At 56.7% G+C, this 25181-nt stretch carries 20 protein-coding genes; 9 read left to right on the forward strand and 11 right to left on the reverse strand.

Annotated features, from left to right (window positions below):
• Nucleotides 1–4: 4 nt before the first annotated feature.
• A complete protein-coding gene (locus ACP0GE_RS02050) occupies nt 5–1837 on the reverse strand; it encodes an IS1634 family transposase (RefSeq protein WP_424830302.1) in 1833 nt (610 codons plus the stop codon).
• Between the two features lie 219 nt (nt 1838–2056).
• On the opposite strand from ACP0GE_RS02050, the gene ACP0GE_RS02055 reads away from it, so the two are divergent.
• Both ACP0GE_RS02055 and ACP0GE_RS02060 read left to right on the forward strand, forming a co-directional pair.
• Complete coding sequence (locus ACP0GE_RS02055) at nt 2057–7645, forward strand: hypothetical protein (protein WP_424830338.1); 5589 nt, start codon at nt 2057–2059, stop codon at nt 7643–7645.
• Between the two features lie 166 nt (nt 7646–7811).
• A complete protein-coding gene (locus ACP0GE_RS02060; protein ID WP_424830339.1) occupies nt 7812–8618 on the forward strand; it encodes a hypothetical protein in 807 nt (268 codons plus the stop codon).
• A gap of 108 nt (nt 8619–8726) precedes the next feature.
• On the opposite strand, the gene ACP0GE_RS02065 is transcribed toward ACP0GE_RS02060, so the two are convergent.
• Genes ACP0GE_RS02065 through ACP0GE_RS02085 form a run of 5 tightly spaced genes read right to left on the reverse strand, consistent with a single transcriptional unit; the run spans nt 8727 to nt 12050 of the window.
• On the reverse strand, nt 8727–9116 hold the full coding sequence (locus ACP0GE_RS02065; protein WP_424830340.1) for a nuclear transport factor 2 family protein: 390 nt from the start codon (nt 9114–9116) through the stop codon (nt 8727–8729).
• Nucleotides 9113–10015 carry an SDR family NAD(P)-dependent oxidoreductase gene (locus ACP0GE_RS02070; RefSeq protein WP_424830341.1) on the reverse strand — a complete coding sequence of 301 codons (903 nt, stop codon included), beginning with the start codon at nt 10013–10015 and terminating at the stop codon, nt 9113–9115. The genes ACP0GE_RS02065 and ACP0GE_RS02070 overlap by 4 nt, the downstream gene beginning before the upstream one ends.
• Nucleotides 10012–10461, reverse strand: coding sequence for a nuclear transport factor 2 family protein (locus ACP0GE_RS02075; RefSeq protein WP_424830342.1), 450 nt, complete (start codon nt 10459–10461; stop codon nt 10012–10014). The genes ACP0GE_RS02070 and ACP0GE_RS02075 overlap by 4 nt, the downstream gene beginning before the upstream one ends.
• A 22-nt stretch (nt 10462–10483) precedes the next feature.
• Entirely contained in the window at nt 10484–11290 is an 807-nt protein-coding gene (locus tag ACP0GE_RS02080; RefSeq protein ID WP_424830343.1) for an SDR family NAD(P)-dependent oxidoreductase, read from the reverse strand.
• A gap of 34 nt (nt 11291–11324) precedes the next feature.
• Complete coding sequence (locus ACP0GE_RS02085) at nt 11325–12050, reverse strand: glutathione S-transferase family protein (protein WP_424830344.1); 726 nt, start codon at nt 12048–12050, stop codon at nt 11325–11327.
• Between the two features lie 432 nt (nt 12051–12482).
• On the opposite strand from ACP0GE_RS02085, the gene ACP0GE_RS02090 reads away from it, so the two are divergent.
• From ACP0GE_RS02090 to ACP0GE_RS02120, 7 genes are all read left to right on the forward strand, one after another.
• Nucleotides 12483–13304: an ABC transporter ATP-binding protein gene (locus ACP0GE_RS02090; RefSeq protein WP_424830345.1), complete on the forward strand. Its 822-nt coding sequence runs from the start codon at nt 12483–12485 to the stop codon at nt 13302–13304.
• Nucleotides 13304–14011: an ABC transporter ATP-binding protein gene (locus ACP0GE_RS02095; protein WP_424830346.1), complete on the forward strand. Its 708-nt coding sequence runs from the start codon at nt 13304–13306 to the stop codon at nt 14009–14011. Before ACP0GE_RS02090 ends, ACP0GE_RS02095 begins: the two co-directional genes overlap by 1 nt.
• Nucleotides 14012–14032: 21 nt before the next feature.
• A complete protein-coding gene (locus ACP0GE_RS02100) occupies nt 14033–14905 on the forward strand; it encodes a branched-chain amino acid ABC transporter permease (RefSeq protein WP_424830347.1) in 873 nt (290 codons plus the stop codon).
• Nucleotides 14906–14920: 15 nt separating this feature from the next.
• Nucleotides 14921–16027 (forward strand): branched-chain amino acid ABC transporter permease, encoded by a 1107-nt coding sequence (locus ACP0GE_RS02105; RefSeq protein ID WP_424830348.1) that lies wholly within the window; start codon nt 14921–14923, stop codon nt 16025–16027.
• A gap of 65 nt (nt 16028–16092) precedes the next feature.
• Nucleotides 16093–17295, forward strand: a complete 1203-nt coding sequence (locus ACP0GE_RS02110) for an ABC transporter substrate-binding protein (protein WP_424830349.1) — start codon at nt 16093–16095, stop codon at nt 17293–17295.
• Between the two features lie 88 nt (nt 17296–17383).
• Nucleotides 17384–18895: a class I adenylate-forming enzyme family protein gene (locus ACP0GE_RS02115; RefSeq protein WP_424830350.1), complete on the forward strand. Its 1512-nt coding sequence runs from the start codon at nt 17384–17386 to the stop codon at nt 18893–18895.
• Between the two features lie 331 nt (nt 18896–19226).
• Nucleotides 19227–19613 carry an ectoine synthase gene (locus ACP0GE_RS02120; protein ID WP_424830351.1) on the forward strand — a complete coding sequence of 129 codons (387 nt, stop codon included), beginning with the start codon at nt 19227–19229 and terminating at the stop codon, nt 19611–19613.
• Between the two features lie 235 nt (nt 19614–19848).
• On the opposite strand, the gene tcuB is transcribed toward ACP0GE_RS02120, so the two are convergent.
• The 5 genes from tcuB to ACP0GE_RS02145 all read right to left on the reverse strand — a co-directional run bounded on the left by tcuB (nt 19849) and on the right by ACP0GE_RS02145 (nt 25126).
• Nucleotides 19849–20916 (reverse strand): tricarballylate utilization 4Fe-4S protein TcuB, encoded by a 1068-nt coding sequence (gene tcuB, locus ACP0GE_RS02125; protein ID WP_424830352.1) that lies wholly within the window; start codon nt 20914–20916, stop codon nt 19849–19851.
• On the reverse strand, nt 20906–22066 hold the full coding sequence (tcuA, locus tag ACP0GE_RS02130) for an FAD-dependent tricarballylate dehydrogenase TcuA (RefSeq protein WP_424830353.1): 1161 nt from the start codon (nt 22064–22066) through the stop codon (nt 20906–20908). The genes tcuB and tcuA overlap by 11 nt, the downstream gene beginning before the upstream one ends.
• A gap of 127 nt (nt 22067–22193) precedes the next feature.
• On the reverse strand, nt 22194–24026 hold the full coding sequence (locus tag ACP0GE_RS02135) for an IS1634 family transposase (protein ID WP_424830354.1): 1833 nt from the start codon (nt 24024–24026) through the stop codon (nt 22194–22196).
• 144 nt (nt 24027–24170) lie between these two features.
• Complete coding sequence (locus ACP0GE_RS02140) at nt 24171–24434, reverse strand: FAD-dependent oxidoreductase (protein WP_424830355.1); 264 nt, start codon at nt 24432–24434, stop codon at nt 24171–24173.
• 11 nt (nt 24435–24445) lie between these two features.
• Complete coding sequence (locus ACP0GE_RS02145) at nt 24446–25126, reverse strand: GntR family transcriptional regulator (protein WP_424830356.1); 681 nt, start codon at nt 25124–25126, stop codon at nt 24446–24448.
• Nucleotides 25127–25181: the final 55 nt, after the last annotated feature.

Genomic DNA, 25181 nt, shown 5'->3' on the forward strand with positions numbered 1-25181 from the left:
ACCGTTACGGGTTTTTCAGTTTCCGGATACGCCTTTCAAGCGCGTATGGTACGCCCGCCGCCTTCGCAACCCCTGCCGCCACCGGGTCTGGCCGAGCGTCCGTTCTGACCTCGATCCGTGCGCCGTCGACGGAGGTGAAGGACGTGGTGGCCCGCTGCCAGCGACCGAGCTTGTTGCGCACAGAGGCCCAACTGTCGTGGACCCCCTGCGCAGCGAGACGGGTCCGGATGACATTGACGCCGTACAGCGCCAGCACCGCGATGAACAGATGGCCCTCGATCCGCCTGGACAGTTGGTGCCAGATCGGGCGCAAGCCGAGTTCAGACTTGAGCGTCTCAAACGTCGCTTCGAGTTCGGTCAAACGCCAGTAGGTGCGCACCGTCTTCTCAAGGCCCCATTCCGTGTGGCTGGTGCGCAGCACATAGAGGCCCGCGCGGGCATCGCGTGTATTGAATGCCGCATTGGGTACCCATGTCACCGCGCTGGCCTTGCCATCCGAACCCTTTGTGACGCGGATGTCATAATGCTGATTGACCATAGCGTAGCGTTCCCGCAAACGCCCGAGCCGCTCCAGAACCTTGTCGTATGTCTTGACGGAGCGCGGCTTGCTCAAGCCGTCGTGCAAGGCGGTAAGTTCTGCCTCAAAGGCGTCCCGCTTCTTGGCCAGAATGGCTTCATCACGCTCCTGTCGCGCCTGGCTCCAGATGCAGAGTTGCGCTTCGTTCTCAGGCTCGTGGGACAGGTTCCAGATCCGCGCCTCATGCCCCGATCTGGTCTCGATCGTTGCATCAGGATCCCGCGCGCCTGCAGCATCCGCCTGATCCGGCTTGACCCCACCCCGCCTGACCGTGATCCAATGATAGCCCCGGTTGCGCAGTTCGGCGAGGTTGTTTTCGGTAGCGATGCCTGCATCCATGATGACCGTGGGCTTGTCCTTGTCCTCCGGTGTGGCAAGGCTGTCCAGCGCCTCGAACAGCGTGCCGGGTTCGCTGACATTGCCGGGCAGAACGCTGGAGCGGCGCGGGAAGCCGCCCTCGTCGGTGGCCATCGCGAGCGTGACAAGAGGGCAGTCGTTCCGTTTCTGCTTGGAGCGTCCGAACCTGGCCAGATCGGACGCTGGACGCCCGGTCATGTAGGTGTTGGTCAGGTCATAGAAGATCACCGCACCGGAACTGCCGAACAACGTGCGCTGACGGTCAAACAGCGCGTCTTCGATGGCCTCGTGGTGTTTGACCAGACCGTCACTGAGACGATACAGCTTGTCGAGATAGAGCGCCGGCCCGGTATTGAGGCGCAGAAGTTCAAACGTGGCACTGTTGGTCTCCAACCATCGCAAAGTCTCCCGTTCGCTGGCGGGATGCACCATGCGCGCAATCACCAGCGCCATGGCGATCCGGGCGTCTCGATCCGACAGGCCGACATTCTTGAGCACCCCAAGAAAGCCCAGAGCCTCCAGAGCGGCCAGGGCAAGTCGCTCACAGCCCACAGACCGCGCGTCTTCAATCTGTATGCTGTCGAGACGGATATTTGCTGTGCCGCCATCCAGGGCCTCGGCCGCCGACTGGACCAACGCGCGGCTGCGCAACTTCTGCACAATGGTATCCGCCATTGTCGCCAATTCCGGTTCAGGATCGAACAGAGGCGTTTCTCCCGTAATCCCCGCCTGAACGAGTTCGACCAGTTCGGGCCACTGCGATTTGGGGATCGGAAAGGCTGCTCCGAGGTTCAGGAGCGTCTTTTGTTGCACCTTGCGGCCCGTTCTAAAATTCTCGACCAACCGGACGGATCGGTAGCATTTGTCAGCGCGGCGGCGGGTCAGGGTCTCACGAATAAACATGTTCCTACATTAGGACCGCTGCACCCCACTGGGAATCCCGAAAAGCCCTCAGGAAGCACATTATGGCACCACTTCGAAAATCCAGAAACTCACCTCAACAAAATCAACGCTTTACCGGCCAGAAAGCGGCAATTTCGACCGATTTCAGCAAAAAAGTGCGGAACTTGGGTTAATGACGACGACCCGCAGCTTTCGCCGCAACCGGCTGCGGAAAACGAAGTGCACTACGAAGCCCGCGCGCTTGGTTTACCTCAACAGAGCGGTGCCGCCCAAGCAGATGCGGCAGTTCTGTGGAGTACTCTCTTATCGAAAGCCGGAGCTTTGCCGGATCATCGTTATGATGCCCCGGATAGTGTTGGCGCATCGAAAGAGCGCGCGCCTGAAGGCACGTGGTCCGACCTCGCCTTGGCGTTGAAAAATTCGCAGGCCAACAAGGGCGTGATGGGCGGATCATCCATGCAGGATGGAACCGGCGCTGTGGCCGAACTTCCACTGGACGAGCTTGGCCAGGATGGGCAGATACCGCCGCGCTCTGCCGAAGACAGCGCGGGTATTGCCGCGATTGTCTCGGTACCCCATGGCGATCTGGCGCTTGCTCTTGATCAACAGCGCACGCAAGAGCTGTGCCTGTCTCTGCAGGAATTCTGTGAGCCGTCCAAGCAACATTGGACAGCAGAGGAAGCGCGGCGCAACGCGTTGAACCGCGACAGAAAATTCGAAAAAATCCGTGAGCTATTGGACGCGCCGAAGGCACCGACCTCGAAACAGGTCAAAAAGGTCTTGGGTGTTGAACTGGACATTTCCGCTCTGTGGGGGCCGCCGGGAAATCCTCAGGATGAGGTCATGTCGCAATTGCGGAAGGTTCTTAAGCAACGGGAGAGATCAGCCCTGTCAGAGCGGCTGTCTGACGGGCGAAAAGCGGCAGCACAGGCGTATTGTGACGAGCAAAAGCGGCTTGAAGACGGACTGTGCGATGCAAAAGACGCCGAGCCCGTGACCCAGCTATGCGGCGAAACCGTTCTGGATGAAACCGCGCGGGAAGCGGCCATGGAGCGTGCTTGCGCTGCACATCACTATGCAAGTTGGCCGCAATATCCCGACGCGGCTACAGATACCGGTGCGCCTGTGGGAGTTCCAGACAAAGCGGCGCCACCGCTGACGGAAAAGGCGATCGTCCAGCGCTATGCAAGCCTAAGATCCGATCCGGTGCTGTCACGCCTGTTTGGTTTGAGCGTTGACATCGAACTTTCCCAGACAGATTTTGCAGGTCTTTCCGATGGGTTTTACCTGGTCGCCGCGCAGATTGGCGAATTGACCGAGGAAGAGCGCGAAACACCTCTCACCGGGCAAGGGGCGACCTGGACGCTGCTCGAGATTGCCGATCACGGGAAGGAGGTGAAGTTCTGGCCTGCGACGGAACGAGCGGCTTTTCTGGGGCGCGGCGGCGAAGGTGGCCAAGGCGTGCCGCGTCAATCCCACGGCCTTATGGCGCTGTCTCAAGGGGCATGCGGGGTAGGGGCTGATCTGCCGCGCTTCGATCTTACCAGCCTTGAGCTGCGCACTGCGACCGAAGCGGAAATGCAACGCCGCCTGGCGCGGCAAGCGAATGTCGATTCAAGCGATCCACGCAAGCCCGATATCACCGACGGCAACAATCCGCTTCCGACAGACCCGCTGCCCGAAGCGGATGATCTGAGCTTGGGGGCCAAATACCTTACTGGGGGGCTAACACTTTTGACCCGCTCCTCGGGAACAGACATGGCTGTCCGCTTGGCGCGGCGTGACGGACGACTAAATGCCCTGCCCAATCATCGGGATGTTGTCCTCGATGCCGATGATTTGACGACCGGTGTTCGGCCGATCGTCGGCGTTCCTGTCGAAAACGGGAGTAAGACACGCTGGTCCCTTCTGACGGAGAGAGACATCGACTATGGAACGTCCGGTTCGCAGCGCGCGGCCGTCCAGGGTTTGATCCAAGCCGTTTTTGCTGCGCCATCCATGGCGCGTCTGCGCGATACCTTAGAGGCTGGTTACCTGACGACACCCTCTCGTCTGCTACCCACGGCCGCAGCCGACCAGGAAGCGGTCGTTGATGAAGCGTTCACGACATGGGATGGCTCGCCCATGGGTGTTGACATTACATCACTCGACCAGGCAGCGAGCGATGTGCAGGCGTTCGGGCGTACGCACAAATTGCCGGACAACAGCCTGGATACTTTGCGCTTTGGCGTTCCTTACCGTTTTGCATTGGCGGCTGTGTATTCCGGCGGTATCTCGCGCCCGGTCGAGAGCTTACCCGCGCGCCCCAAATCCGATGAGGCACCGGCCTATTATCCTGCGCCCGCGGCGCAATCCAAGCCGGGTGCGTCGATTGTTTGGCCGTTCTTCCGTTTCCTACGCCACGAAAAGATTGCCGCTCCGCAATTTGCGTTGCCCCTAGGCCATGCCCTGCGTAGCAAAGGAGAACAATTGGACAAAGGCGGGACGCGTCGGAACCCCTTTCCCTTTATAGCGGCCGGTCCCATGGGGTTTGATACGGGCCCGCGGATGGTTCTTCGCTCTTTGGGGCCAACCGGAGGCGATGACAAGCCTGAGTATGATGCGCGTATGGAGGCAAGGGGCACCCCTGAGATATGTCATCGCGTCGTCATGGCACCCAGTCTTCCTTTCGACTGCGCCGAATGGCACGGAGTGTTTGATGACGTCTCCACCGATAGAACCAAGGGTGATTTTCGCGGGATGACCGGCGCGCGCGCGCTGATAGGTGAAAAGGGTACGCTGGCGGCTCAGCGCGATCCAAGGGACCGCGAAAACCTTATCGTTGCACGTACCAACCTGCAGCGCGGGATTGGCAATCAAAGTGTTCTCGATACCCGCACCTACACGGACGTTCCCAATGCCGAACTTGCATCCGACACGTTGAAACTTGGTGACGCCATCTTGAAGCGTCCAAATGAGTTAAACGGACAGGTTCTCAGCCGCCGACGGGACGAAAAAAGGCTGAACCGCTATTATGCCGATCCACTTGCCCGACGGCTTGCCTTTGGCATCCGGATGAAGGGCGAAGACTGCTATCTGGATGGCGGACCCCTTGTCTACAACGTCGCGGATGTGACCGACGAAGAGGGCTCGGTCTTTTCACAAGTTCCCGTGGTGGTTACTAGCGTGATCTCTGGCGGGGCATCACGCACGGCCCCCAAGAAGCTGAGCGATCTGGTTATTGTAGGACCTGACGCCAAGCTGAACTGGCTTAACTCGGATGCATCGGGTGATGGGTTTGTTGGGCGTAACCGTCATTTCCCAGCGCTTGAATTACGACTTGAACTGCGGGCGGGTGAAGCCGTGGAAATTGACGTTTGGGCATTGCCGGACGACGACTTGCTTGCGCGGGAGCATGCGCTGATTCAGTCACTGGGCGTACGGCTTGGCGCTGCGGGGCGTAAGATAGACGAAAATGCCACAGAGGATGAGGCGCTTTTTCTGGGCGCCAAAGACACCATGCCTCAAGCCTTTGTGGATGCGCTCTTGGCGGCTGAAGAGGCGCTCGGGAAGATTGCGGTTAAGCCGACCGATGCCGTTTGTTTTATCGGACCCGGTGGGGTCGAGACGCCGTCGAACCGCACGCTCAAGATTTTAGGCCGCGCAGTGACCACTTTTCTTGAACGCTCGCCACTCCCCGAGATTTGCGGACTGACCACGTTGGAGGCGGTTCATGCCACAAATCGCATGCCAGAGCAGCCCGTGGCACTGCGCCCTGCACAGCCCGCGGAACCTCAGGCGTCAGTGTTGCCACCCGTGCCTGACCTGGCGATCGATCAGATTCCGAGCCCCCGCCCGGTGCGCGCTGCGCGGCCTGCCAACTTAGATGGTTCCCTGCACGCACCTCTGGCAGTCTGTGCACCCGGCTCTGCACATCTCGTTCTGGACGGGACGGTTCCCTTCAACACCAGTGGGAATGATATCGTAGAGATTGTAGCTGATGTCACCCTGCCTGGCAGTTCTGCCTTTGATGATGTCAATCGCCAACGATCACTGGCGCATCGGCGCAAGGGCACCTGGCCACCACTCCGTGGGCTGGACGGGAACGAGTTGCGAGACAGCGCAAACCAAATTCGCTATCGCAGTGCCGAGGACCTGTTTGGCTTCAAAGTCAGTCGCGATGGTAGTGTCCGATTCACCCCGGCGAAAGTAACGCTGCTCCGCGTGGAAGGGTTGCCCCGAACGCTTCCTGGCGGCTTGTTGGACTTGCGGGCCCTCTTCTTTGGGGATCTGCCCGAGGGCGCGCGCGAGGCACATCGGCACATTTTTCCCGATGGCAAGGCGCGGCGTATGACCGTCCGCGTCAACGCATTGTCCCGAACGCTGGAAGACATGCGTACAGCATCCCGCGTAGCGCGGAGTAACGACCCCTGGACCAAAGGTGAGGGTCGCATCTACGATGTGGGTGCCCAGATAACTGGTCAGGTTGTCCCAGCCAGACACCAGAAAAACCTGTCAGACGAGTCCGAGATCGTCCTTCCAGCCACGATCCGTCCTGCAAAGCCGGACGCAAAGGCACCGATGCCCCTTTTGGAAACGGAAGTAAGCCCGGATGCTACAGATCGCAGGCCATGGATTTATCACAAACGGCATTCGTCGCTACGCATTCCGCTGGGTCGGGAATGGTTTTCCAGCGGCGAAGGTGAAGCTGTTGGCGTTGTGTTGTGGCCGCCGATCTATGACGGTGTGGAAAAACGATTTGACAACTCTGTGCCTGTACCAGGTCACCATCCGGGCGATCCTGACCGGCGGGTCGACCTCGATAACCTTGGGGACGAGAGCTATTTCTTCAATGATGATGATCTTGGGCCTGGCGGCAAATTCGTTTCTCGTCGTGGCAGCGACCCGGTGCGAGGAGGGATCGAAAAAGAAGCCGTTCTTCCGCCCTCTGCCATTGCTGACCTGATGCGCGATCGTTCAGATATCCGGCGCGCGCGAATGGTGGAAAACGTGCTCATGCCGCTTGATGACGAAGGGTCCGACCCTGGCCAGGCCGAGCAGTCCAAAGTGTCGCCCATGCGCGTCGCATTGGCTGTTTACGAGCCGCGCTTCGATGTGGAGCGCGAGGAATGGTACATAGACGTTACACTGGATGCGCCGATGGCGCCGGAGGGCTTCGTTCGTCTGGGCCTTGTCCGTTATCAGCCGAACAGCATTCCGGAATTGCGGTGTTCGAGACCGGTTGTCCAATGGGCACAGCCTCTCAGTGCCCGATCTGTTTATGCGCGCAAAAACGGCACCGGGCGTATCACAGTCGAAATGACAGGGGCCGCGCCGAAAGAACGCAAGCCGATTGCGGCATTATCTGGCGCAGAGCCGCTGCGCGGCGTCGATCTGTCGGCACTGACATGTCAGCCCGCAATGAGGCTTACATTGTTTCGCGAAGTAGCCAATGCAGGCGAAACGCAGAGAGTTCTGCTCAGACGGCGCGACGTGATCAACGTTAATACCATTGGCGCAAATGAAGATGCGTCTGATGCATTGCATGCTGACAACGTGTTGGTAAGTCCGGAACGCCTTACCGATCCGTTGGCGCGTTGGCGTCATACCATTGATCTAAAAGAGTACACAGTTGGTTTTGGAGCAGACGCAGAAGATACAGCTTCCCGGGGAAACCTCCGCCTGTTGGTCGAAGAAATCGAGCACTTTCGCCCTGCAAGCTATGCCGAAGAACCGTTGGCCAGTGCAACGGATGCTGCTTGGCAAAACCAGTTGCAAGAGGCTGGTCCACGCTTCAGCGCCATTTTGAACCTCGGGAATTTGGAGTAAGCTGCCAACAACAAACGAATGGGCCGACTAACTGAAAGATGCAGCAATACAAACTGGCCCGACGCAACACCGGGCCTGGCGACCCACCAATCGAAAAAATCTTGCTATGCTTAAGGCGTGCAAACAAGAATTCAGTTCTCTGACAATCTTTGAGGGATAGGTAAAAATGACATTGGATCGTAGAAGTTTAATCGCAGGTGGTGTCGCAGCAACACTGTTCTCCGGCTCGCCAGTCAAAGCCCAAACGCCTTGGGAAGAATGGCGAGATCTAACGAATTACCTGCCAGATCAGGCCGCGCTTGAAGCATTAAGAACAGGCCGCGGGCGGCCCCCGCTGGTTTGGGAGGTGCAGAGGATTGAAAGCGCCCAAAAGCCCACTTTGAATCTCGACAAGTATGAAATCAGAATTTCAAGTCTACCAACATCAGGACCAGGCGCTGGCGGCGCGCAAAATCTCTATGATGCCATTCGAAATAACTTCGGATCCTTCTTTGATAGCTCAATTGCCGAGTTTCGGCCTCATATTGCGACGGATGGCACAGAGTGGACACAGTCCAGTGTGCCGCCGCTTGGTGGCATGCACCTGTTTGGGATCAAAGCCTGGGGTTTGGAGCTTGAGCGAGGCGCAGTTGTCTTAAGCGGCGCCACCAACATGAGCTGGCGTTTTTCCACTGTAACCATTGGCAGTATTATCGTCGGAACGCATCCTGTTGCCGGAAACCGTGAGTTCCTTTTGCAGGCGAACGGCGATGGAAGCCACTCGTTTATCATTAGGGCTGCGGATCGAGCCTACGACCATACTCCGACAGAGGCCACGGTGCTTGACGGAGCCAAGGATTGTTGGCGCGCGTTTCAGGGTCGCTTGGTGGCGTTCGTGAACTCAGGAGGCGGGAGCGCACAAGCACTTGCACCGATCGTGATGGCCCCGGCATGGTCTGACGCCGTGGCAAACGGGCTTTTTACCAGAGCATAAGGAATAGCAGAGCGCGGACTTGCAGAGCCTTTGCCTCAGTAGAAAGATGGGTTGGAAGGGTTGCCGATATCGCAGGAAAAGTGTTTTGGGATACACGGCAGCGATCTCCTATTCTGTCGGCCGGCTTTCATAAAGTGGCGACGGGTCCATAAATACCCGATAGTCGACCGCTTTGCTTGATTGGCGGCGAATTGTGCTGGTGGCCTGTAGAACAATGCGCCGACCGTCTAAAAGGTCGTAGGTCACGTCTGCTTCGATTGCGATCACATCGCCGTGGGCCCAGGTGCCTGTCCAAATTCCCAAAATGTCATGCCGGAACTGCTTGACGAACTTCTTGTTTGCCTCTGCTCCGGTCTGGAACGCATCGTATCCTTCTGCCACAGGGAAATTCGCCATTCTAAAACGAAGGTTGTCGGCCAAGTAGTTTCGAAGCGCATCGAAATCTCCTGCGTCCATTGCCTTGAACATGTCGCGGGCCCAGTTGTCGATTTCTGTCATGAGTTCAGGCTTTCCGTGATGATCCGCCGCATGTCCCAGGCTTCCCACTCTGGATGCGCGGCGGTTTGCTCGGTCAGCGATCTGACAATTTCGTTCGATTGCTCTTCGGCCACGTATTTTGTGCTGTAGTGAGTAAAGATGTAGTAGTCGCCCCGTTGGATGCCCTTTAGGCAACGCCGCGCGACTTCTGCCGGTTGCATGCCGATCTCAAAAGCCTCGACGACGCTTTTGATCGGGCCGCCGAATTGTTCAGGACGGTTTCCGGGGCTTTTGATGAGTTTGGTCTTCACCAGACCGGGGCAAAGAACGCTGAGTGCGATATGGTCGGGAAGCTCCATGCGCAGAATACCGGAAAACCCTGTGACGGCTGCCTTGGCACCTGCATATACGCTGAAAAACGGGGCGGACGCACATACGCTTTGCTCGGACGCCGTGTTCACGATATGCGCGGATGCCGATTGTTTGAGCAGCCTGCGCGTGAAGGTCGAGCAAACATTCCAGGCACCAAAAACATTGACCTCAAAAACCCACCTTAGAACATCCTCGCTGACCTTAACAAAGGGCAGAGTTGGTGCCATGACGCCTGCATTGTTGAAAAGCAGATTGACCTCACCGAGCCTGTCAAATGCTTGGTTGGCAAAGGCCTCGATCTGCTCTTTGCTGGTCACGTCGCAACAAATGGCGGTGACATTGCCTCCGCGCGCTATCAGGGCGTCGCGCGCTTGGTTCAGGGCTGCTTCGTCAATATCTCCGATAATCAATTTCACGTTTTGGTCAACAAGGGCTTCGGCCAGTGCGTAGCCGATACCGGAAGCGGCCCCCAAAATCACCGCCGTCTTGCCCGCGAACCCGTCCTTGAACGGTTGTTTGCGCCGAAAGTAGTCGGTGTTGGTCTTCATGCCAGGGACTTTTTCTTGAGATAGCCGAAGTCGAGGTGATGCGTCAGATCTCCAAACAGGGGGTGCTTGATCTCGCGCTTTCGAAAGGCCCATGCGCCGTCAATTCGCTCATACTCATCAAAGTAATGGCCAGAGAAAATCACCTGCAGGGGTAGAGCCTTAGTGGCCTGGAAGATGGTCATGTAGCTTTGCGCGGTGGCTGTGCCGTTTTCTTCGTCCACCTCGATCTGAATGTTGCTTGCCACGTGCCGGGTTTTGACTTCGCCGTCGTAGAGGATGATGTTGTCAAGAAAGCTGCGGACGCCCTCTCTGCCTTCGAAGGCGGGTCCGCTGGCCCCGATCCAGGCGCCATGGGTGAAGAGTTCTGCAAACGCGTCAAATTCGCCGCGATCAATATAATAGCTGTATTTGTTCATTAATTCGAGAATTTCAGCTTGGGCGGTCATATCAATTGGTCCTCTGGGAATGTTAAAGTCTCAGGTCGCGGCGGAGACGGTCGTCCAGTGCTTTGTCGCCCTGAGTCCTGCGAATTTCGCTGTATTCAAGCGGCTCACGCGGCAGTTGAAGACGAATGGGCGGATTGGTCATGATTGCGGTTCGGGTGACCTCTTTGGCGACGAAGTTGGGGTCCATACCGCCGCGAGTCAGTCGTTCCAGCGCGTTGACCACCTCGTCGTAGTCGGCAGGATGATCGATCCTGCTCATCTCTTTGGCCTGTTTTGCCAGAAACGGAGTGTCGATAAGACCCGGTTGAATCAAAACGACATCAATTCCGAACTGAGCAACCTCCATCCGCAGCGCATCGCTGACCCCTTCGATCGCGAATTTGGAAGCCGAATACCAACCAAAGACCGGTGTCGATAGAAAACCGGCGATTGATGAGATATTGACGATACGGCCCGAGCGCTGACGGCGCATCGCCGGAAGGACGGCCTGCATGAAGCGACCATAGCCGAAGACGTTTATGTCAAACTGGCGCTGCACATCGTCAATCGGCACACATTCTACTGCGCCCGGCGTGGCAATTGACGCGCCGTTGATCAGGATGTCGATGCGATCCTGTTCCTGTAGAACCCGGCTAACGGCGCTGTTGACCTGCTGTGTATCCGTGGTGTCCACGGCCAGTGGCAGGATGCCATCGGCCGCGACTTCCGCTAGCAGGTCGTCATCCAGAGCGGCGGCATAGACAACACAGCCGTGTTCCCGCAGCCGGTTGCAGATAAGCCGCCCAATGCCGCTGGAACCCCCCGTTACAATTGCAATTTTGTTATTCACGTCTGTTCCTCCCTGACGTCATGAAGAGGGCGGTTTAGGCAACCGGATCCGGCTTGAGCGCATAGCGTGGGTCCGCCAGACGTGCCGCGATCTTGGTGTTAAGCTTGTCGTAGTCGACTTTGCCTGACGGGGGGTGTTGGAATACAGGGTAGGGGATGTCTTTCCCGCGCGCGACGCCGGGACGTGCGGACATCCGTTCGAACCAGCGCAGGATGTTCGGCGAATCTTCAAGTTGCTGGCCGTGCCATTCGTGGTATTGAATCCATGGAAACAAAGTTATGTCGGCAATGGTGAACTGGTCGGCGGCCATCCATTCCCGATCCTCAAGGTGGTCTTCCAGCAGGCGATACAGCCGGGCCGTCTCGTTCGTGAACCGCTTGATTTCATACTCGCGCGGTTCCGGCACATAAATCCGGTACATATGCGCGTTGCCAATGTAAGGGGCGTGGCTTACCTGCCAGAAAAGCCATTTCAGCGTCTCTGCGCGTTTTCGGGTCTCTGTCGGAAGAAATTTGCCATATTTCTCGGCCAGATAGACAAGGATGGCACCGCTTTCCCAGATAATCAAAGGCTCGCCGTCGACGTCATCGTCGATGATGGCGGGAAACCGGCCGTTTGGATTGATCTCAAGGTATTCCGGCGACCGGTTGTCGTTCTCGAAAAGGCTCAGCCCGACATACTCATATGGAACTTCGGCTTCCTCTAAAAAGATGCTGATTTTTTTTGGATTAGGTGCAGAGCATCCATACACTTTTATCATTGATAGTACCTCATTCCGATGCCGTAAGAGATTGACGAAGGTTGCTCTTATGAAAACAAATAAGTCAATAGATATTTATTCCCTTCGGCTATCGATTCCCGATAAATTCAACTTGGAAGACTGAAATGAACTTGTCTGAATTGCAAATTCCCGACTTATGCCGACACCTTGATGGCGCGCGTACTAGGGCGGGGAAATTGGATTTTTTGTGAGCCCTGCTTTTATATCATGACAAATCTATTTCTATTAAAAAAACATAAATATCATGTAGTTAAGACAAGTTGCTTTTCAAAGGAATTTCTCCGTTCTGGGATTTTCGGCGGCGTGGGTTAGAGCTCGCTTGTGAAAAGATTATTGACAGGTAAATGTAATCACTAGATATATTAATAAAATTGGCAACTGTAACAGTTGTATCGGGGACGGGAGGCTCTGATGGCAATAGGTGATACGGCTCTCGCACCTGCGGGGGCTGTTGCAGGGCAGCACTCATCAAGCTTGCTGCAAATAGAAAACGTCACCGTGAAATTCGGAGGAATCGTTGCCCTGAACGATGTTTCGTTCGATGTGAAAGAGGGTGAAATACAAGGTTTGATCGGCCCCAATGGGGCGGGAAAGACCACGCTGTTCAACTGCCTTAGCCGTCTTTATGTGCCGAATTCTGGCGATATCAAATTTGAAGGCCAATCCATTATGTCGGCGCGGGTCGATCAGATTGCTGCGCTGGGAATTGGTCGGACGTTTCAGAACCTTGCATTGTTCAACACGCTTTCAGTCAGCGAAAATGTGAAGATCGGCTGTCATTGCCGCAGTTCGGGCGGCATCGTTTCGGGGATGTTGAGCTTGCCCGCGTCCCGGCAGGAAGAACGCCAGATCGAGGATCTTGCCTGGGAGCTGATTGAGTATCTGGGGTTGCAGGATGTCGCGTATGTCGAGGTTGGCGACCTTCCGTTCGGCACTCAGAAAAAGGTCGAGCTTGCGCGCGCCATGGCAAGCCAGCCAAAGCTTCTTTTGCTGGATGAACCCGCCGCGGGTCTGAACCACAACGAAGTGAATGTGCTGGCGGATCTGATCAAGCAGATCAATGAACAAAGGGGCACGACGATCCTGTTGGTCGAACACCATATGGGGCTGGTCATGTCCATTTCAGACACCGTTGTTGCAATCGATTTTGGCAGCAAGATCGGCGAGGGCAAGCCCTCGGATATTCAGCGCAACCCCGAAGTTATTCGGGCCTATCTTGGAAGTTCAGCTTAATGCCGTTTCTCGAAGTTCGAAACCTCGACGCATTTTATGGGCAGATACAGGTTCTGTTTGGCATCAGCTTTGCGCTGGATAAGGGCGAGATTACTGCAATCTTGGGTGCAAACGGGGCAGGCAAAACCTCTACGCTTCGCGCCATATGCGGAATGATCAAGACCAAAGGATCCATTCTGTTCGACGAAACCGAAATTGCGGGCCGTTCCACCGAGTCCATCGTGCGCTCTGGCATTGCGCATGTGCCCGAGGATCGTGGAACGATCGTGCGTGTCACGACGGAAGAAAACCTTTTGCTCGGCGGCTACACGCGAAAGGCCAGCGAAGCAGCAGGGGATATCGAGCGTGTATATTCCTACTTTCCGCGATTGAAAGAACGGCGGCATCAGCAGGCGGGCACCTTGTCAGGAGGTGAGCAGCAGATGCTGGCAATCGGCCGCGCCCTGATGCTGAACCCAAAGCTGATGCTTCTTGACGAACCGTCCTTCGGATTGGCGCCGCTGATCACGGAAGAGCTCTTTGAGATTCTTCGCAAAATTAACGAAGAAGAAAACGTGACGATGCTGCTTGTCGAGCAAAACGCCGGGTTGGCGTTGGGCCTGGCGAACCATGCCTACCTGTTCGAGACAGGGCAGATCGTAAAATCCGGGACATCGGCAGAGATCAGTGGAGATGATGCCATCCGACGTTCTTACCTGGGATATTGAATTGAGGATGGGCTGATTACGATGGAACTCTTTTTCCAACAAACGCTGAGTGGGCTAGCGACCGGGGCCATTTATGCCAGCATCGCACTGGCTGTGGTGATGATTTACCAGGCCATCGATCATGTGAATTTTGCCCAGGGTGAGATGGCGATGTTCTCGTGTTACATCGCCTGGCAACTGATGGATATGGGCGTTCCCTATTGGGCGGCCTTTTTCCTGACGATTGGTCTTTCGTTCATGGGGGGTGTCGCGATTGAGCGCGCTCTTTTTGCGCCAATTCACAACGCCCCGGTTTTGGGTCACATCGTCGTCTTTATCGCCTTGTTCCAAATATTTAATGCGATGGCTGGCTTCCTGTGGGATTTCACGATCCGTGAGTTCCCAAGCCCCTTCCCGGACAAGTTGCCGTTTGAAACCAAGCTTATTGGCGCTCATGAGATTGGCGTTGTAGCGGTGACGCTGCTTATGTTGCTGGCCATCTTCATGTTCTTTCAGCACACCAGAGTCGGGCTTGCCATGCGGGCGGCAGCCTCCGCGCCGGTGTCAGCGCGGCTTGTTGGGATCAATGTCGGTCATATGCTGGCCTTCGGCTGGGGGCTTGCCGCCGCAATCGGAGCGGTTGCGGGCATGATGATTGCGCCAATTGTGTTCCTGGAACCGAACATGATGCTGGGCATTCTGGTTTATGGCTTTGCCGGGGCTGTTGTCGGCGGGCTGACAAGCCCGGTGGGCGCCGTTATCGGAGGATTCTCGGTCGGAGTGCTGGAAAACCTCGCCGGCACATACGTCATCGGATCTGAACTGAAACTCACATTCGCTTTGCTGGTCATCGTGACCATTCTGATTTTCAAGCCTGACGGCTTGTTCGGCCGTACCGTAGTCAAGCGCGTCTAACCTTGGGGTTTTGTTATGACTTTAAGCGATAATTCACCCACGATGGTTTCGTCAGACGCCAAATCCCCCTCGGACACCGGCACAGCGGACAAGCAATTTCGGCAGGACCCCAGTAATCGCCTGGTGCTTTTCGGGGTGCGGCTTCCTCTGCTGCGGAGCGCTTCGATTCTATTGGCGTTGGTCATTGCTCTGACGTTGCCGTTTTTCCTCAAGGGGTTTCAGGTCTTTCAGCTTACGCAGGTGATATATCTGTCCATAGCCGTTTTGGGCCTGAACATTCTGACCGGATATAATGGCCAGTTCTCACTTGGTCACAGTGCTTTTATGGCGTTCGGTGCTTATACGGCGGCCATTTTGATGAGCCATATGCAGATTGGGTACGTCTGGACGATCCCTATTGCCGGTCTCACCTGTTTCGTCGCCGGGTTTCTCTTTGGTCTGCCAGCTTCGCGGCTTGAGGGCATCTATTTGGCGCTGGCGACTTTTGCGTTGGCCACTGCTGTGCCGCAACTGCTGCGTCATGACGACCTTGAGCATTGGACCGGCGGTGTGCAGGGGATCAGCCTTGATGGAGTGGAGACCCCATTACAATTCCTGACGGATGATCAATGGCTTTATTTCTTTAGCCTGGCGATCGGAGCTCTGCTTCTGATCGCTGCGCTGAATCTGGTGCGCTCGCGGTTTGGCCGCGCCATGCTCGCGATCCGCGACAATCCGATTGCGGCTGCGACCATGGGGGTCAACATCCCGATGGTCAAATCCCTGACTTTCGGATTGAGCGGGTTGTATTGCGGCATCGCCGGCGCATTGTCCGCCATTGTTGTCGAGTATGTCGCCCCCGAAAGCTATACGTTCCTGCACGCGATCCTGTTGCTTATCGCGATGGTTGTGGGCGGGGTTGCGTCTATACCGGGTGTCATTTTGGGGGCCATGTTCATCCTGTATGCGCCCAGCTTCTCGGAGAACGTGGTTGATACCGTTTTTGATGGTGACCCAAGCTCCAAAGCTCTGGTTTGGGTTGCCTTCGGGGTTTTCCTGATACTGACCGTCCACCTGATGCCAAATGGCGCTGCCGGTTTGGTGAAAAGCTTTGTGCGGCGATTTGCCAAGCCAAGCAAATAGCCCGCGCAGAATTGTCCAATTTAAAAGAAGCCAAATCTAGTCGTGAATTCAGAGGAGGAAAATTCATGAAAAGACCAACTTCAATCATCGTCGGTGCCGTTGCCGCCGTGGTCGTCGCAAACTCTGCATTCGCGGCTGATATGCCCGGTGTGACTGATACAGAAATCAAAATCGGTAACACCACCGCTTATAGCGGCCCCGCCTCGCCTTATTCGACAAGTCAGAAAGCGGCTGGCCTTTGTTTTAAAATGATCAATGATAATGGCGGCATTAACGGACGGATGATCAATTTCATCTCTTACGACGATGCGTACAGCCCACCCAAAACAAAGGAGCAGGTCCGGCGTTTGGTCGAGCGGGACGAGGTCGCCTTTTTGTTCAACACAATGGGTACGCCAACCAACTCAGCGATCCATGAATACGTGAACAAGGAGGAAATACCGCACCTGTTTTTGGGAAGCGGCAGCACCAAATGGGGTCAGCCTGACAAGTATCCGTGGACAATGGGTTTCGCGCCCAACAACCAGGTGTTCGGAGGTGTCTACGGTAACTATATCCTCGACAACCATCCGGATTCGAAGGTCGCGATCCTCTATCAGAACGACGACTACGGTAAGGACTACCTGATCGGGCTTAAGCGCGCCATGGGTGACAAGTTCGACGAAATGGTGGTGGCCACCGAGTCGTACGAGGTGACCGATCCGACAATTTCCTCTCAGATCGTCAACCTGGCCGACAGTGGCGCGGATTTGTTTGTCGACATCGCCATTACCAAGTTTGCGGCTCAGGCCATCAAGAAAATGGACGATATCGGCTGGAAGCCGACGCATATCGTGTCTCAGGACAGTGCCAACATCAAAGCCGTTTTTGAGCCAGCCGGTATCGAGCGGTCCATCGGCATTATCTCGGCCACTTACTTCAAAGATCCCGGCGATCCAGCCTGGGCGGATGATGCGGAAATGAACGAATGGCGCACGTTTATGGCGGATTACTATCCCGAGGGGGATGTGAGCAGCTGGTTGAATGTCTACGGTTGGTCCGTCTGCAGCATCATGCAGCATGTGCTTGAGCAGGCCGGTGACGATCTGTCCCGCGAAAACATCATGGAGCAGGCACGCAGTGTAAAGGATTTCCGCCTGCGGGGTATGTTGCCCGGTATCGTCGCGAATACCGGCGCGGATGACTATTTCCCGGTCGAGCAAATGCAGATGACCCGCTTTGACGGAGAGCAGATCGTCCGCTTTGGCGATATCGTCAGCGCGCGCTGATCACACCATCAAGAGACCTAGCTCTCCGACCTTACCGGGCCGGGGAGCCAGACCAACATAGCAATGCCGTCCTAACGGAGATTTCTCTGTGAGCGTTCACCTATCCATTGCGCGGGCTGCACAGATAGCACCGCACGACATCGCAATCAGATCACCGCATTTCGAACAATCCTGGGACATGACGGCCAAAAGGGTGGCGAAACTGGCCGCAGGCCTGCACGGCCTTGGTCGTAAACCCGGAGATCGCCTTGCGATCCTTGCCGGAAACAGCCCAATTCATATGGAGCTAACCTATGCGTCTTTCTGGGCGGGTGTTCCGATTGTGCCGATCAACACAAGGCTTTCGGTGCCGGAAATGTGCCAGATCGTCAAAGAAAGCGGCGCTAGCGGCCTTGCATATGACCGGGCGAATTCAGCCAGCGCGCTGTCGATCGCAGGGAGTATCGGTGGCCTGAACCTGATCGCGATGGACGGCGGCGAGCAGGGGGCGGATATTGGTCAGATGCTCACATCCTCGGGTGTCGAGCCGGTGCATTCCGCCGCAACGGACATGATTGCGCTTTACTTCACCGGGGGCACGACAGGGCGGCCTAAAGGAGTAGAGTTATCCTATGGTTGCCTGCACGCGGTTACCCAGGATTTGTTGTCCGCCGCTGCCTACAATTCCTCCCACAGCTATCTACACGCCGCCCCGTATTTTCATTTGACAGACAGCGGTATCGGTCACGCGATTTCTTACGCGCGCGGAACGCATGTCTTTATCGACCAAGTTACACCGCAGAGCATTCTGTCGGCCATCGAGCTGCTCGGCGTTAATACGCTGACATTAGTCCCGACGATGTACCTCGATCTTATGGATTATGGTCCAGAGCCGTCGCCCTTGCTTCGAAACGTCGTAAACGCAGTCTACGGGTCCGCGCCAATCACACCCGACCTGTTGAAGCGTATGCTCAAGGCATTTCCAAATGCTGAGTTTCGCCAGGGCTACGGGCAAACCGAAATGGGAGGGGCCTGCTGTTTCCTGCCACCAAGTGCCCATAAGCCGGACGGGGATAAACTGTCGTCCGTCGGGGTGGCACTGAACGGGGTTCATCTGCGTATCGCAGACGAGAATGGAATTGAAATGCCACGGGGGCGAGCAGGCGAGATCCAGGTTCGCGGCAATCGGATAATGACGGGTTATTACAATCAGGAACAGCTTACGCGAGAGACGATTGTAGATGGGTGGCTGAAGTCGGGTGACATCGGAGTCATGGACAAGGACGGGTTTGTATCCATAGTTGATCGAAAAAAAGACATGATCGTGTCTGGCGGAGAAAACGTGTTCTGTTCGGAAGTGGAGAACGCCCTTTCGACACACCCGTCGGTATCACTGGCGGCGGTGATAGGTATTCCCCACCCCCGTTGGGGTGAGGCCGTGCATGCCTATGTCGTGGCTTCCGAGGGGTGCGAACTGAACGAAGCGGAGTTAATCGAACACACGCGTCATCAGATTGCCGGATACAAATGTCCAAAGTCCGTCAGCATTGTCCCTGAACTGCCGCTCAGCGCCGTTGGGAAGGTGCGGAAGGACATACTGAAGCGAGACTGGGCATCCTAAACGCCTTTTTGAATTAGCCCGCCATCCTGTTAGCCACATCTATGTATGTGGGGTGCTGCCCGTCGTCAGAACAATTTGGAATGCCGGGGCTATATCTCAGTAGAGGCTCGTGTTCGATTTCTTGTAAGGCTATGTGTTCGCAGCTTAATGCTGCAATCTGCGCTTACGGCGTGATGATATGACTGCTCATGTCGCGAAAAGATTGCCACGCAGATATTAACGGTGCCATTGTTAACACCGCTTAGCTTTTTGGGACCGATAGAGCACCTGATACATGTCTGAACCCGTACCAGGACGCAGGCGTCCAGAACATTGCGAAGAGGAGAAGAGAATGATCGTTCGCGAATTGAATGATGTCATCGGGTCTTGGCGTCATGCCAGTGGAGATGGATGGGAGAGCCGTCGCATTGTGTTGGCCGAAGATAAGATGGGATGTTCTCTGCACGACGCGCTGGTCAAGGAAGGGGCTGAACTTCACTTGGAGTATAAAAACCACTTGGAGACAAATTACTGCATATCCGGCGAGGGCGAGGTGGTTGATGTTGCGACAGGCAAAACCTGGCCAATTCACCCCGGGACCATGTATGCGCTTGACAAGAATGACCGGCACGTCCTGCGTGCGCTCAAGGGGGATTTACGCCTGATCTGCGCGTTTACTCCGGCCCTTTCGGGCAGGGAAACGCATGACGCGGATGGCAGCTACAGGGTAGAAGGGTAACCTTGTTTCAACTTTGCGCTCTCTTGGGTTCGGGCACAGAAAGGAACGGAATTGAATTCGGGGCTCAAAGCGGTTCGCCAGAACGCACCCGGCCGTTCCTGCCCCGACGATGATGTAGTCATGGTCGCCATCGAGGCGGGTGGAATCGGTCATCGTCATTTCCAATCAGGCTCGGCCAATCACCGTTTTTGGTCAGTGTACTCTAGCACTTCTTCGAGGCGGCGTTGTCAAAAGCTTAAACGACTCGTTTCCTTTGGGCATCTCGGACGAGGGCTGCCATGCGATAAAACCCATGCGCCATTTTAGTATAGGGCATCAGCAGGAAGAATGTCAGGACCGGTCCAAGGTGGACTGCCAATAGCGCTGGCATCAGAACCGTCGAGCCGAGGGCGTAAAGAACAAGCCCGCTCAGCCCTACAAACCCAAGCAAGAGGATGAAGCCGATATCACCGCTCCATGCCGACGGGTCGCCAAGTTCGCGGTCTGACTTTTGCTTTAGCAGAGCCATCGCGCCGCATCCCACTGTCAGCAAAACACCACCCGAAATCCCAAACAGTTTGGGTAAAGACCAGAACCCGTATGGCGCATGCATGCCAAACACGTAGTGCATAATCGTCGCCACCGAGGTCGACGCAAAGCACAGCAGGAAGCCGTACATAATGGCGTGGTGAACGTGACGACGCGCCTGGCTAAAGCGGTCTTCGTCCTCGAAATTGCAACCTTCGCCATGCCCCGCAGCCAGATCCTGCATTTTGCCCGCGCGTTGGAAGGCGACCGCCAAGTCGTTCATTTGGACGGATTTCCCGCCGACCTCAACCCAATAGCGCCGGAGGCCGATGGCGATACTAAAGAGCGGCAGCAGAAATGCGGGTGCAAAAATCGCGACCATCGCACTGTGCGACAGGACGGCGTAGAAGCCCTCCCCACCGCTCGATCCAATGGCGCGGATGGCCCAAAACAATAGGGCAAACCCGATCACAAGTGCCAGGGCGATGGCCCCGCCATGCGTGTGAAACCGACGCGCCACAGGCTGCGGCCAGGCGAAGCTTTCCCAACTGTCTCGACGTACCTCGGCCAGAGCTTTGGGGAGGTTCAGGTCGAACTCATGAGGTGCCGTGTACTGACAGGCGTAGTAGCAACCCCGGCAGTTGTGACAGAGATTGGCCAACTGCGTGATGTCTCCGTCCGAGAACGCGCGTTCTGAATGCAATGACGGAAAGACCGAGCAATAGCCCTCGCAATACCGGCAGGCGTTGCAAATCTCGGCCTGACGGCGGGCTTCTTGAATGAGATCAGTTTGCATAGGCTGCGGCCTCACGTCCTGCGATGCGTCCAAACACGGTTCCGATGGTCATGCCAAAGCCCGCAAGATACCCTTGCCCGAGGATCGAACCGGCCATCGTCTCTCCGGCGGCCCAAAGGTTTTTGATCTTTCCGCTGGCGGTCGAACATTGGGCAGAGTCGTCGACCTTCAGACCCAGATAGGTGAAGGTCACTCCGGTGCGTAGCGAGTAGCCATAGAAGGGCGGCTCGGTAATTGGGCGCGCCCAGTTGGTTTTGGGCGGCGTCAGGCCCGAGGTCGCGACCCCATCCAGTTCGGTTGGATGAAAGGCGCTGGTATCGCCACAAGCGGCGTTGAACTCGGCGACGGTGGCAACCAGCTTTTCGGCAGGCAGGCCCATCATCCCGGCCAGTTCTTCCAACGTGCCTGCCTTCAGCGGCGGGAACACGGACGGCATGAACAGGTCGAGCGACTTGGCGTCGATGATTACATAGCCCACCTGATCCGGCTGCGCCGCCACCAAGCGGCCCCAGATCGCGTAGCGTTTGGGCCAGACATCCTCGCCTTCGTCATAGAACCGGTCGGCATACTTGTTCACGACAATCGAAAACGGCACACAGTCCAGACGGGTGACGATCCCACCATCGAACTTGGGCGCGCGCCCGTCGATTGCGACGGCGTGGCATTGGGTCGGATCACCGACGCTTTCAACGCCTTGATCCAGAAGATCGGCCAACACCACACCTCGATTATATGGGGTCCCCCGGATCAGAAAGTTTTTTGCGGGTTCGCCCCAGGCGCGGGTCAACCAATCTGTGTCTGCCTGAAATCCGCCCGCCGCGACAATGACCGCTTTGGGTGTGATGCGATGGGACAGCCCCTCATATGCGTAATCAACCCATTCGATTTGATCCCCGTGCAACTCCAGATGCGTAACCGCGGCCTCGTACAGAACATCGACACCCAAACCCGCTGCTGTTCGGTAATATGCGTTCACCAAAGACTTGCCGCCTCCCATAAAGAACGCGTTGGTCCGAGCCAATGACAACGTCCCCGACAGAGAAGGTTGAAACCGGACGCCGTGTTCTTCCATCCATGGCAGGCATTCCTCGGAGGTTCTGATCGCGAGGCGAGCCAGATGTTCGTCGGTTTTGCCACCCGTGACCTTCACCCAGGTTCAGCAAATTTGACATACACGGCTCCATAAGGTCATGATACAAAACGATTTTATTTTCGGAAAAGCCCGATATGGCACTACATTTTGTGCGTCAGGAGGTCGGTTGGAATGGCCTCGACCGTTACGGGTTTTTCAGTTTCCGGATACGCCTTTCAAGCGCGTATGGTACGCCCGCCGCCTTCGCAACCCCTGCCGCCACCGGGTCTGGCCGAGCGTCCGTTCTGACCTCGATCCGTGCGCCGTCGACGGAGGTGAAGGACGTGGTGGCCCGCTGCCAGCGACCGAGCTTGTTGCGCACAGAGGCCCAACTGTCGTGGACCCCCTGCGCAGCGAGACGGGTCCGGATGACATTGACGCCGTACAGCGCCAGCACCGCGATGAACAGATGGCCCTCGATCCGCCTGGACAGTTGGTGCCAGATCGGGCGCAAGCCGAGTTCAGACTTGAGCGTCTCAAACGTCGCTTCGAGTTCGGTCAAACGCCAGTAGGTGCGCACCGTCTTCTCAAGGCCCCATTCCGTGTGGCTGGTGCGCAGCACATAGAGGCCCGCGCGGGCATCGCGTGTATTGAATGCCGCATTGGGTACCCATGTCACCGCGCTGGCCTTGCCATCCGAACCCTTTGTGACGCGGATGTCATAATGCTGATTGACCATAGCGTAGCGTTCCCGCAAACGCCCGAGCCGCTCCAGAACCTTGTCGTATGTCTTGACGGAGCGCGGCTTGCTCAAGCCGTCGTGCAAGGCGGTAAGTTCTGCCTCAAAGGCGTCCCGCTTCTTGGCCAGAATGGCTTCATCACGCTCCTGTCGCGCCTGGCTCCAGATGCAGAGTTGCGCTTCGTTCTCAGGCTCGTGGGACAGGTTCCAGATCCGCGCCTCATGCCCCGATCTGGTCTCGATCGTTGCATCAGGATCCCGCGCGCCTGCAGCATCCGCCTGATCCGGCTTGACCCCACCCCGCCTGACCGTGATCCAATGATAGCCCCGGTTGCGCAGTTCGGCGAGGTTGTTTTCGGTAGCGATGCCTGCATCCATGATGACCGTGGGCTTGTCCTTGTCCTCCGGTGTGGCAAGGCTGTCCAGCGCCTCGAACAGCGTGCCGGGTTCGCTGACATTGCCGGGCAGAACGCTGGAGCGGCGCGGGAAGCCGCCCTCGTCGGTGGCCATCGCGAGCGTGACAAGAGGGCAGTCGTTCCGTTTCTGCTTGGAGCGTCCGAACCTGGCCAGATCGGACGCTGGACGCCCGGTCATGTAGGTGTTGGTCAGGTCATAGAAGATCACCGCACCGGAACTGCCGAACAACGTGCGCTGACGGTCAAACAGCGCGTCTTCGATGGCCTCGTGGTGTTTGACCAGACCGTCACTGAGACGATACAGCTTGTCGAGATAGAGCGCCGGCCCGGTATTGAGGCGCAGAAGTTCAAACGTGGCACTGTTGGTCTCCAACCATCGCAAAGTCTCCCGTTCGCTGGCGGGATGCACCATGCGCGCAATCACCAGCGCCATGGCGGTCCGGGCGTCTCGATCCGACAGGCCGACATTCTTGAGCACCCCAAGAAAGCCCAGAGCCTCCAGAGCGGCCAGGGCAAGTCGCTCACAGCCCACAGACCGCGCGTCTTCAATCTGTATGCTGTCGAGACGGATATTTGCTGTGCCGCCATCCAGGGCCTCGGCCGCCGACTGGACCAACGCGCGGCTGCGCAACTTCTGCACAATGGTATCCGCCATTGTCGCCAATTCCGGTTCAGGATCGAACAGAGGCGTTTCTCCCGTAATCCCCGCCTGAACGAGTTCGACCAGTTCGGGCCACTGCGATTTGGGGATCGGAAAGGCTGCTCCGAGGTTCAGGAGCGTCTTTTGTTGCACCTTGCGGCCCGTTCTAAAATTCTCGACCAACCGGACGGATCGGTAGCATTTGTCAGCGCGGCGGCGGGTCAGGGTCTCACGAATAAACATGTTCCTACATTAGGACCGCTGCACCCCACTGGGAATCCCGAAAAGCCCTCAGGAAGCACATTATGGCACCACTTCGAAAATCCAGAAACTCACCTCAACAAAATCAACGCTTTACCGGCCAGAAAGCGGCAATTTCGACCGATTTCAGCAAAAAAGTGCGGAACTTGGGTTCAGTAGATCTTCAAAATACTCATCTTCGCTGTATTCTTCGATCAGCGGGCCCAGAGGAATGCCATGCATACAACGAAAGTTGCGCGTGTGGCGCGAGTTTCCTCCGCGATAGGGTCTCGGTGCCGCTTCAAGGATCAGAACGCGGGCGCCTGCCTCGGCAGCGGTCATTGCAGCGCAGAGGGCGGCGTTCCCACCACCAATCACAGCGATATCGTAAGCTTCCCTTTGGGTGGCCATATCCTGTCTACCTAATGATTATCGTCGGTTGTCCGGTCGCGCTGTTGCAGCGCCCGAATGCGCATCCGTTGCGCGGCCTGAATATGCGCCCGCATTTCTGTCTCGGCCGCTGCTTCATCTCGGGCTTTCAACGCTGCCATGATACGGCGATGTTCGGCGACCGCAGTCTCGGCACGGTCCCCGTCCAGCAACTGCGAAGGCCCAAGGATCAACAGCGCTTTTTGCAGGGATAACATGGACTTGGTCAGAAAGCGGTTTTTGGCCGCATCCAGAAGCGTCGCATGAAATATCCGGTTGATCCGCGCCGCATCTGGCCCGGTACCAGCCTCGGCCAGCCGGTCATTCAGCACCTCCAACTCGTCCAGTTCGACGTCCGAGGCCGCGCGGGCTGCCAACCGGGCTGCTGTGCCTTCCAGAACGGCTCGCATCTCATAGAGTTCCATCACCTCGGCATAATCCAGACTGCGCACCGTGGCGCCTTGTCGCGGTACATGTGTTACCAGCCCGTCTGCCTCTAACTGCCGGATTGCTTCGCGCACCGGGGTGCGGCTGACGCCAAGCCGTTCCGACAACTCGATCTCGCGCAGGCGCTCGCCGGGTGGAAGCGTGCCGTCGCGAATCTCATCCAGCAGGCGCTGATACGCTGAATTGCCTTGTGGGGCAGACTGTAGCGGGTCGTCTTGAATGGTCATCACGCGCTCACTTGTTTTCTTGCGTCCAATTGTATACATTTGGATACATATTGAG

The organism is Ruegeria sp., assembly GCF_965243365.1.
Taxonomy (GTDB): Bacteria; Pseudomonadota; Alphaproteobacteria; order Rhodobacterales; family Rhodobacteraceae; genus Ruegeria.

Bases quoted from the DNA above. Each gene is read 5' to 3' on its own strand.
- ACP0GE_RS02135 (WP_424830354.1), bottom strand. From the start codon at position 24,026: ATGTTTATTCGTGAGACCCTGACCCGCCGCCGCGCTGACAAATGCTAC.
- ACP0GE_RS02085 (WP_424830344.1), bottom strand. From the start codon at position 12,050: ATGATAAAAGTGTATGGATGCTCTGCACCTAATCCAAAAAAAATCAGC.
- ACP0GE_RS02075 (WP_424830342.1), bottom strand. From the start codon at position 10,461: ATGACCGCCCAAGCTGAAATTCTCGAATTAATGAACAAATACAGCTAT.
- ACP0GE_RS02090 (WP_424830345.1), top strand. From the start codon at position 12,483: ATGGCAATAGGTGATACGGCTCTCGCACCTGCGGGGGCTGTTGCAGGG.
- ACP0GE_RS02110 (WP_424830349.1), top strand. From the start codon at position 16,093: ATGAAAAGACCAACTTCAATCATCGTCGGTGCCGTTGCCGCCGTGGTC.
- ACP0GE_RS02105 (WP_424830348.1), top strand. From the start codon at position 14,921: ATGACTTTAAGCGATAATTCACCCACGATGGTTTCGTCAGACGCCAAA.
- tcuB (WP_424830352.1), bottom strand. From the start codon at position 20,916: ATGCAAACTGATCTCATTCAAGAAGCCCGCCGTCAGGCCGAGATTTGC.
- ACP0GE_RS02120 (WP_424830351.1), top strand. From the start codon at position 19,227: ATGATCGTTCGCGAATTGAATGATGTCATCGGGTCTTGGCGTCATGCC.
- ACP0GE_RS02070 (WP_424830341.1), bottom strand. From the start codon at position 10,015: ATGAAGACCAACACCGACTACTTTCGGCGCAAACAACCGTTCAAGGAC.
- ACP0GE_RS02100 (WP_424830347.1), top strand. From the start codon at position 14,033: ATGGAACTCTTTTTCCAACAAACGCTGAGTGGGCTAGCGACCGGGGCC.
- ACP0GE_RS02095 (WP_424830346.1), top strand. From the start codon at position 13,304: ATGCCGTTTCTCGAAGTTCGAAACCTCGACGCATTTTATGGGCAGATA.
- ACP0GE_RS02145 (WP_424830356.1), bottom strand. From the start codon at position 25,126: ATGACCATTCAAGACGACCCGCTACAGTCTGCCCCACAAGGCAATTCA.
- ACP0GE_RS02060 (WP_424830339.1), top strand. From the start codon at position 7,812: ATGACATTGGATCGTAGAAGTTTAATCGCAGGTGGTGTCGCAGCAACA.
- ACP0GE_RS02140 (WP_424830355.1), bottom strand. From the start codon at position 24,434: ATGGCCACCCAAAGGGAAGCTTACGATATCGCTGTGATTGGTGGTGGG.
- ACP0GE_RS02065 (WP_424830340.1), bottom strand. From the start codon at position 9,116: ATGACAGAAATCGACAACTGGGCCCGCGACATGTTCAAGGCAATGGAC.
- ACP0GE_RS02050 (WP_424830302.1), bottom strand. From the start codon at position 1,837: ATGTTTATTCGTGAGACCCTGACCCGCCGCCGCGCTGACAAATGCTAC.